Here is an 8,035-nt window from a genome sequence, read left to right on the forward strand (position 1 = left end):
CGCCGCACCTGATTCCCGCCCGGGCCGGCGCCGCTTCGATGGACGCCGCGCCGAAATGCCGGTTGCGGTCCGAAGAGGACCCGGTATGGTCCCGGCCCCTCCCCGAGTAGCACTCTCAAGGCATGCCGCAGCCGGTTCGGATTTCGCTCGACGCCATGGGCGGCGACAACGGCGCACCTATCGTCGTCGAGGGCGCAGCGCTCGCGCTCGAACGCCATCCCGAGATGCGCTTCATCATGGTGGGCGACGAGGCGGTGGTCAGGCCCCTCCTCGCCACGCGCGAAAAGCTCGCCGCCGCGACGGAGCTGCGCCACACGGACGTCACCATCGCCATGGACGCCAAGCCGAGCCAGGCGGTGCGGACCGGGCGACGCACCTCGTCCATGTGGATGGCCATCCAGGCCGTGCGCGACGGCGAGGCGGATGCGGCGGTCTCGGCCGGGAATACCGGCGCCCTCATGGCGATGGCGAAGATCTGCCTGAAGACCATGACGCGCATCGAGCGCCCGGCCATCGCGGCGATCTGGCCGACGACGCGCGGCGAGAGCATCGTGCTGGACGTCGGCGCCTCGATCGGGGCCGATGCCGCCCATCTCGTCGACATGGCCATCATGGGGGCCGCCATGGCCCGCATCGTGTTCGACATCGAGCGGCCGACCGTCGGCCTCCTGAATGTCGGCACGGAGGAGATGAAGGGCGTCGAGATCGTGCGGGAGGCGAGCCGCATCCTGCGCGAGACGGAGATCCCGGGCCTCGCCTATCACGGCTTCGTCGAGGGGGACGATATCGGACGGGGCACGGTCGACGTGGTCGTCACCGAAGGGTTTGCCGGCAACATCGCGCTGAAGACCGCCGAGGGCACCGCGAAGCAGATCGCCGAGTATCTCCGGAGCGCGATGACGCGCACCTGGACGGCCAAGCTCGGCTACCTGCTGGCCAAAGGCGCCTTCGACGCGCTGCGGGACAAGCTCGACCCCCGGAAGGTGAACGGAGGCGTGTTCCTGGGCCTCGAAGGCATCGTGGTCAAAAGCCATGGTGGAACGGACGCCGTGGGCTTTGCCAGCGCGATCGATATGGCGCATGACATGGCTCGACACCAACTAATGCGCACCATCCGGGACATGCTCGACGACGATCCCGGACCCGAGCCGGCCTGAGACATCCCTTGACCCACTTGCGATCGATCGTGCGCGGCTGCGGCTCCTACCTGCCGCCCCGCATCCTGACGAACAAGGAACTGGAGTCGATCGTCGCGACCTCCGACGAGTGGATCGTGCAGCGGACCGGTATCCGCGAGCGCCACATCGCCGCGAAGGACGAGACGACCTCGACGCTCGGCATCAAGGCCGCCGAGGCGGCCCTGGCCGATGCCGGGCTCGAGGCGGCGGAGATCGACCTCGTCGTCTGCGCCACCTCGACGCCGGACTACACGTTCCCGTCGACCGCCACGCAGATCCAGCACGGGCTCGGCAATTACGGCAGCGCCGCCTTCGACCTCCAGGCGGTGTGCTCGGGCTTCATCTACGGCCTCGCGACGGCCGACAAGTTCCTGACCTCCGGCTCGCACAAGCGCGCCCTGGTGGTCGGCGCCGAGACCTTCTCGCGGATCATCGACTGGGAGGACCGGGGCACCTGCGTGCTGTTCGGCGATGGCGCCGGGGCCGTCGTGCTCGAGGCCGCTCCGGGCGAAGGCACGAAGGCGGACCGCGGCATCCTGACGACCCAGCTCCGCTCCGACGGACGCTATCGCGACAAGCTCTATGTCGATGGCGGCCCGGGTTCGACCGGCACCACCGGCCACCTCCGCATGGAGGGCCGCGAGGTCTTCAAGTTCGCGGTCGGCAAGGTGATGGACGTCGTGAAGGACGCCTTCGCGGATGCGGGCGTCACGCCCGAGGAGCTCGACTGGTTCGTGCCGCACCAGGCGAATCGGCGGATCATCGAGGCTTCGGCCGACAAGCTGGGCATCCCGCGCGAGAAGGTCGTCATCACGGTCGAGAAGCACGGCAACACCTCCGCAGCCTCGATCCCGCTGGCACTCGACGCCGCCAGGCGCGACGGCCGCATCAAGCCGGGCGACCTCGTCATGCTGGAGGCGATCGGCGGTGGCTTCACCTGGGGCAGTGCGCTTCTGCGCTGGTGAACCGGGCAGGCGCCCCTCGCCGGCCGATCGGGCCGGCTGGCAGCCCGCGGTCCGAAAACGGCCGGCACGAGTCGATTGACCCGCCCGGCTGGACCGAATAGCTGTAGACCTTCAGATAGATAGTCAGATTCTTTCAGCGACGGTCCCGGGGGAACGAATGGCGGGTCGCACGATTACGCGGGCCGATCTCAGCGAGGCCGTATACCAGAAGCTGGGCCTGTCGCGGACCGAATCGTCCGCGCTCGTCGAGAAGGTTCTGGAGGAGATCTGCGACGGGCTCGCCCGCGGCGAGACCGTGAAGCTGTCCTCCTTCGGGTCCTTCCTCGTGCGAAGCAAGGGCCAGCGCATCGGCCGCAATCCGAAGACGGGCGTCGAGGTCCCGATCGAGCCGCGGCGCGTGATGGTCTTCAAGCCCTCGAACGTGCTCAAGGCGCGGATCAACGGCGCGAACGGCGCCGATCCGGACGCCTGAGCCCCGGCCGGACGCGGCGCCCATGCAAAAGAGCCCCGACGCGTTCCGGACCATCAGCGAGGTCGCAGCGGATCTCGACGTGCCGCAGCACGTGCTGCGGTTCTGGGAAACCCGGTTTTCCCCCATCCGCCCGCTGAAGCGCGGCGGCGGCCGGCGCTACTATCGTCCCGACGACGTCGACCTGCTTAAAGGCATTCGCCACCTGCTCTATGGGCAGGGCTACACGATCAAGGGCGTCCAGCGGATCCTCAAGCAGGACGGGCTGCGCTTCGTCCAGGCCATCGGCCGCGGCGAGCAGACGGTGAGCGTCGCCCGCCCGGAGAGCGATCACGAGGACGAGGCGGAGATCGGTGATTTCGACGCAGCCGAGCTCGAGAGCGAGCCGGACGTCTCCCCGCGCGACGAATCCTACGCGGCTCCGCCCCGCGCCGAGCAGGCCCTGAAAGCCGCCGCCGTCCCGGCGATGTCGGGCGATGATGTGGCGAGGCTCCGGGCCGCGCTCGAGGAACTGCTCGAATGCGAGCGCATCCTCGGGACGCTGCGCCGCGACTAGGCGCGCTCACCTCCGCCGTCCCGCCAGCATGCAGAGAATCGCGGCAGCCTGAACGAGCGCGGCGGCGAGGAACAGCGCGCCCGACCCGGCCGGCAGGCTGCGGAGAACCCCGAACGCGGCCGGCGCGAAGGCATAGGTCGCCTGGCCGATCGCCACGATGAGCGGCACGACGCGGGCCACGTCGGTCGCCGCGAACTCGGCCTGTGCAATGAGGGGCGGCAAGGAGGTCGCGTTGCCGATGCCCGCTCCGAAGAGAAGCACCCCGACGACGAGCAGCGGAACGTCGGCGCCGCCCGACATCAGGACGACCAAGGAGCCGACCGCCTGCACGCCGTAGCTCAGGCAGGCCACGAGCCGCCGGTCCGCAACCTCCGGCATGAGGTAGCCGACGAGCGTCCGGCCCACGATCGCGCTTGCCGTCGCGAGCCCCATCAGCAGGCCGGCCGCCTGCGCGCCGAGCACCGGCGCCAGTACCGAGACGAGGTGGGCGATGAGGCCGATCTGCGCAAAGAGCCCCAGGGCCATCCCGCCCGCGAGGGTGGCGAAGCGGCGGTCGCGCCGGAGCGCCCGGGCGGGAAGCGGCGCGACCGGCGCCCGCGCCGGTCGGCGCGGACGAGGCCGGGTGCCTCGCCGTCGGGCAGCTGACCCTTTCCGGACGGCGTCCAGGCGAGAACGCCGAAGGCCAGCAGGGTCACGAAAGCCACCATCACGAGGCCGGCCCCGAGCGCCGCGAGCGGAAAGCCGAAGCCCGCGATCAGCGCCACCCAGAGCGGCGAGAAGATCACGCCGCCGATGCTCGCGCCGTTATAGGCCATGCTGAGCGCCGCCGGCCGCTTCCGGACGAACCAGGGCGAGACCATGGCATTGATCGCCGCGGCGCCGAGACTCACCCAGCCCGCCCCGCTGGCGAGCGCGGCCCCGAGGAGTTGCCAGGACTCGGCGGCGAGCGCCCAGCCGATGACGCCGAGCGCCAGCAGGACGGCGCCCGCGAGCGTGACGCGCGGCAGGCCGGCGGCGCCATAAAGGCGAGGCAGGCTCGGGATCACGGCGGCGCCCGCCAGGAAATGCAGCGTAACGGCGCCCGAGACGAGCGCGACGGACCAGCCCGTCCGCTCGACCACGGCATGCAGGTAGATCGCGGGGCCGTAGAAGCCGAAGCCCCAGCCGAACACCGCCACGACGAAAGCCGCGGCGACGACGCGCCACCCGAAGAAGGGCCCGGCCGAGGCGGCGTGCCTCCCGGCATCGCCCGGGCCGAGCGCGGCGGCATGAGGATCGGAGCGGGGCATCGAGGGAGGCATGCCGCCTTATGCCCCGGTTCAGACCCGTTACGTTTCGGCGCCGATCGAAGGATCGACGCCCGCGGCCATCACCGCGCGCCGGTGCCCTTGATCTCGCTCAGCGTCCGGTCCGGGGTGATCGCCTCCGGCTCGACCAGGCAATGGATGATGGCCGGCTGGCCGGAGGCGAGCGCCCGCTCGAAGGCCGGGGCGAAATCCTCCGTCCGCTCGACCCGCTCGCCATGGCCGCCGAAGGCGCGCGCATAGGCGGCGAAATCCGGATTGACGAGCTTGGTCGCCGAGACGCGGCCCGGATATTCGCGCTCCTGGTGCATGCGGATGGTGCCGTACATGCCATTGTCGACGACGACCACGATCACGCCGATGCCGTACTGCACGGCGGTCGCGAATTCCTGGCCGTTCATCAGGAAGTCGCCATCGCCCGCGAAGCAGACGACGACGCGATCCGGGTAGCAGCGCTTGGCCATGATGGCGGCGGGCGGCCCGTAGCCCATGGAGCCGCTGGTCGGGGACAGCTGCGTGCGCTGCCCGGTCATCCGCATGAAGCGGTGCACCCAGACGGCGAAGTTGCCGGCGCCGTTCGCGACGATCGCATCCTGCGGCAGCCGCTCGCGCAGCCACACCATCGCGTCGCCATACTGGAAGGCGCCGGGCTGCTTCTTGGGCGTCTCGGTCCGCTCCAGGTAATCTGCATGCGCCTCCGCCGTGGCCTGCAGCCACGGAACCTGGCGCGGCGGCTCCAGCCGGTCGAGCGAGGCCGCGAAGGCCGCAGGCGACGCCTCGATCGCGAGGGCCGGCTGGTAGACGCGGCCGAGTTCGGTCGCGTCCGGGTAGACGTGGACGAGAATCTGCTTCGGGTTGGGGATGTCGAGCAGCGTGTAGGAGGAGGACGGCATTTCCGACATCCGCCCCCCGACGAGGAGAAGGACGTCGGCCGACTTCACGCGCTCGGCGAGCTTCGGCCCGGGATTGATGCCGACATCGCCGGCATAGTTCGGATGGTCGGCCGGGAAGAGCTGCGCGCGGCGGAACGACGTCGCGACCGGCAGGCCGAACCGCTCCGAGAAGCGGACAATTCCCTCCCGGGCCGCCGCATTCCAGCGCGAGCCGCCGAGGATGACGAGCGGCTTCTTCGCACCTGCGAGGAGTGAGCCGAGTTCGTCGACCGATTGCGGCGCAGGCCAGGGCTCGACGGGCTCCACCCGCGGCGCATCCTGCACGCTCGCCGTCTCGACCAGCATGTCCTCCGGCAGCGCGATCACGACGGGGCCGGGCCGTCCCTGCATGGCGACCCGGAAGGCCCGGGCCACGATCTCCGGGATGCGCTCGACCTGGTCGATCTCCGTCGCCCATTTGGCGACCGTGCCGAAGACGGCGCGGTAATCGAGCTCCTGGAAAGCCTCGCGCTCCCGCATTGAACGGTCGATCTGCCCGACGAAGACGATCAGGGGCGTCGAATCCTGCCGGGCGATGTGGATGCCGGGGCTGGCATTGGTGGCCCCGGGCCCGCGCGTGACGAAGAGGATGCCGGGGCGGCCCGTCAGCTTGCCCTGCGCCTCGGCCATCATTGCCGCGCCGCCCTCGTTGCGGCAGACGAGGACGTCGATCTTCGCATCGTGCAGGGCGTCCAGCACGGCGAGGTAACTCTCGCCGGGCACGCAGGTCGCGCGCTCCACCCCCTGTGCGATGAGCTGGTCGACGAGGATCTGTCCCCCCGTCCGCGCTTCGCCCGACCCCATCCGATCCTCCGTGCCTTGCCTCAGGCCTCGATGCCGAAGCGTCTAGCGGCGCCCGAAAGACAAGGCCAGCGGCGGCGCACCTGAGCCCGCGCGATCCTCTCCTCCCGGCCGGCCTGTGCAGGCTCCCGATCCGCCACCCGGACGCGATTCCGAGCCCTTATGAAACCACGCGCCCCGGCCCGCGTTGTTAGCCCATCTGAGGTCTCTGATCGTTTGGAGACGATGCCCCGTCGGCTTCGGGCCGGCGGGGTTTTTCATGTCCTGCCGCCTGATCTCGGATGGCGGGAGGCCACTCTCCTGGTGGGGCGGGCTACCCTCACGAGTGGCTGGCGATGCGCCGCTTCACTCGCCTGACGAATGCCTTTTCAAAGAAGATCGACAACCACATCCATGCGCTGTCTACTTCGTCTGGTGCAACTTTTGTCGCATCCACAAATCGCTGCAGAACCTCGCCCGCGATGGCAGCAGAGATCGCGAACGCGCTGATGCATATTGAGGACCTGGTTGCGCTGATTGATGCCGCGAACCCGGTCCCGGCGAAGCGCCGAACTCATAGGAAGCGGGCGGCTCAAATTCGGCGAGGAATTTTTAACGCGGGAAATTGACACTCCAGCGCGAGTCGCCACATATACGGCTCATATCCGCTACGCCCGTAGGCGGGCATTATCGGAAGGCCCTCGCGCGGAAACGCCCGGGGGCTTTCTAGTGTCTGGAGCGACGATGGCGAAGCGCGTGGCGCTCCTGATCGATGGCGGGCACCTCCGAGTGCTCGTTAGGAAATCGGCCCAGCGCACGTACGATCCAGATTATATCGAAAAGGTCGCGCACGCGTGTGCACAGCCGGACGAAGAGCTTTTCCGCATCTACTATTATGATTGCGCGCCATTCACCGGCACAGCAAAATTACCGATCTCTCGCACTCCGAACCAATTTACTGGCTCTGGCGCTTGGCTGCACGAATTAGCGAGCCGCGACCTTTTTGCCGTCAGGCTCGGGATTTTAAAATTCCGAGGGTATGTGCTCGCCAGCCGACCGCCCGCGGGACAGCCGCTCGCGGATAATCATTTCCGGCCCGACTTTGAGCAGAAGGGCGTCGACATGCGGATAGGTCTGGACATCGCGACGCTCTCGGGCCTGGGGTGCGTCGACCGCATCATCCTAATCACGAATGACACGGACTGTATTCCGGCCATGAAGCACGGCCGGAAGGCGGGCATACAGATCGTCTTAATGGCGTTCCCGAACCAGCGTGTTGCTCCAGAGCTGAAGCACCATGCTGACTATCATCGGCCGTTCCCTGGCTGGCCGGCATAGTCGGAGCCCCTCGCTTCCGCGCCCGAACGCCTCCCGATCACACCTGCGACACTCCCCGACACCGCGACGGATTGACTCGGGAAGCCGGACGAGAACAAACTAGGAACAACACCACCGCGAGACCCTATCCGAGCAAGGCATGGAGCATGCCGGGCACAATATCGCTTTGTCCGATCTGCGCCGCCGGATCGTTGCGCTGGACCGCTCGGCCCGGGCGCGGCGGCCTGCGCTCGGCTTTGGGATCGAGGCGCTGGACGGCCACCTTCCCTGGGGCGGGCTGCCGCTCGGCACCCTGCACGAATTCGCCGAGAGCGGGCTCGAGGCGGAGCATGCCGCGGCCGCAACGCTCTTCATCGGCGGCTGCCTCGCGCGGCTCAGGGGGAGCGTCCTCTGGTGCCCGAGCTGAAGCAGGCGCTGGCCGAGTACGGACGCGACGACATCATGATCGTGGTCGGGGGCGTGATCCCGCCCGGCGACTTCGACGCGCTCTATGCGGCCGGTGCGTCCGCGATC

General features: G+C 68.8%; 9 protein-coding genes and 1 pseudogene. 7 read left to right on the top strand and 3 right to left on the bottom strand.

Features of this window, described 5'->3' with window-relative positions; genetic code table 11:
* The first annotated feature begins 122 nt into the window (after positions 1-122).
* The 4 genes from plsX to ACO2SS_RS27390 all read left to right on the top strand — a co-directional run bounded on the left by plsX (position 123) and on the right by ACO2SS_RS27390 (position 3,168).
* Complete coding sequence (gene plsX / locus ACO2SS_RS27375) at positions 123-1,157, top strand: phosphate acyltransferase PlsX (protein ID WP_423281037.1); 1,035 nt, start codon at positions 123-125, stop codon at positions 1,155-1,157.
* Between the two features lie 8 nt (positions 1,158-1,165).
* Positions 1,166-2,143 carry a beta-ketoacyl-ACP synthase III gene (locus ACO2SS_RS27380; protein ID WP_423281038.1) on the top strand — a complete coding sequence of 326 codons (978 nt, stop codon included), beginning with the start codon at positions 1,166-1,168 and terminating at the stop codon, positions 2,141-2,143.
* A gap of 157 nt (positions 2,144-2,300) precedes the next feature.
* Entirely contained in the window at positions 2,301-2,615 is a 315-nt protein-coding gene (locus ACO2SS_RS27385; RefSeq protein WP_423281039.1) for an integration host factor subunit alpha, read from the top strand.
* Between the two features lie 22 nt (positions 2,616-2,637).
* The gene (locus tag ACO2SS_RS27390; RefSeq protein WP_423281040.1) at positions 2,638-3,168 is read left to right on the top strand and encodes a MerR family transcriptional regulator; all 531 of its coding nucleotides are present in this window, start codon (positions 2,638-2,640) and stop codon (positions 3,166-3,168) included.
* 6 nt (positions 3,169-3,174) lie between these two features.
* On the opposite strand, the gene ACO2SS_RS27395 is transcribed toward ACO2SS_RS27390, so the two are convergent.
* The 3 genes from ACO2SS_RS27395 to ACO2SS_RS27405 form a co-directional block, all read right to left on the bottom strand.
* Positions 3,175-3,693: a hypothetical protein gene (locus ACO2SS_RS27395; RefSeq protein WP_423281041.1), complete on the bottom strand. Its 519-nt coding sequence runs from the start codon at positions 3,691-3,693 to the stop codon at positions 3,175-3,177.
* The gene (locus ACO2SS_RS27400) at positions 3,600-4,457 is read right to left on the bottom strand and encodes an MFS transporter (protein ID WP_423281042.1); all 858 of its coding nucleotides are present in this window, start codon (positions 4,455-4,457) and stop codon (positions 3,600-3,602) included. Before ACO2SS_RS27400 ends, ACO2SS_RS27395 begins: the two co-directional genes overlap by 94 nt.
* Positions 4,458-4,537: 80 nt before the next feature.
* Positions 4,538-6,208, bottom strand: a complete 1,671-nt coding sequence (locus ACO2SS_RS27405) for a thiamine pyrophosphate-binding protein (RefSeq protein ID WP_423281043.1) — start codon at positions 6,206-6,208, stop codon at positions 4,538-4,540.
* 332 nt (positions 6,209-6,540) lie between these two features.
* Between ACO2SS_RS27405 and ACO2SS_RS27410 the strand changes: the two are divergent.
* The 3 genes and pseudogenes from ACO2SS_RS27410 to ACO2SS_RS27420 form a co-directional block, all read left to right on the top strand.
* Positions 6,541-6,813 (top strand): annotated as a pseudogene (locus ACO2SS_RS27410) (hypothetical protein); the annotation flags it as partial.
* A gap of 115 nt (positions 6,814-6,928) precedes the next feature.
* A complete protein-coding gene (locus ACO2SS_RS27415; protein ID WP_423281044.1) occupies positions 6,929-7,522 on the top strand; it encodes an NYN domain-containing protein in 594 nt (197 codons plus the stop codon).
* 139 nt (positions 7,523-7,661) lie between these two features.
* Positions 7,662-7,928 (top strand): hypothetical protein, encoded by a 267-nt coding sequence (locus ACO2SS_RS27420; protein ID WP_423281045.1) that lies wholly within the window; start codon positions 7,662-7,664, stop codon positions 7,926-7,928.
* Positions 7,929-8,035 lie beyond the last annotated feature (107 nt).

The organism is Enterovirga sp. CN4-39 (assembly GCF_049446235.1).
Lineage (GTDB): Bacteria > Pseudomonadota > Alphaproteobacteria > Rhizobiales > Beijerinckiaceae > Enterovirga.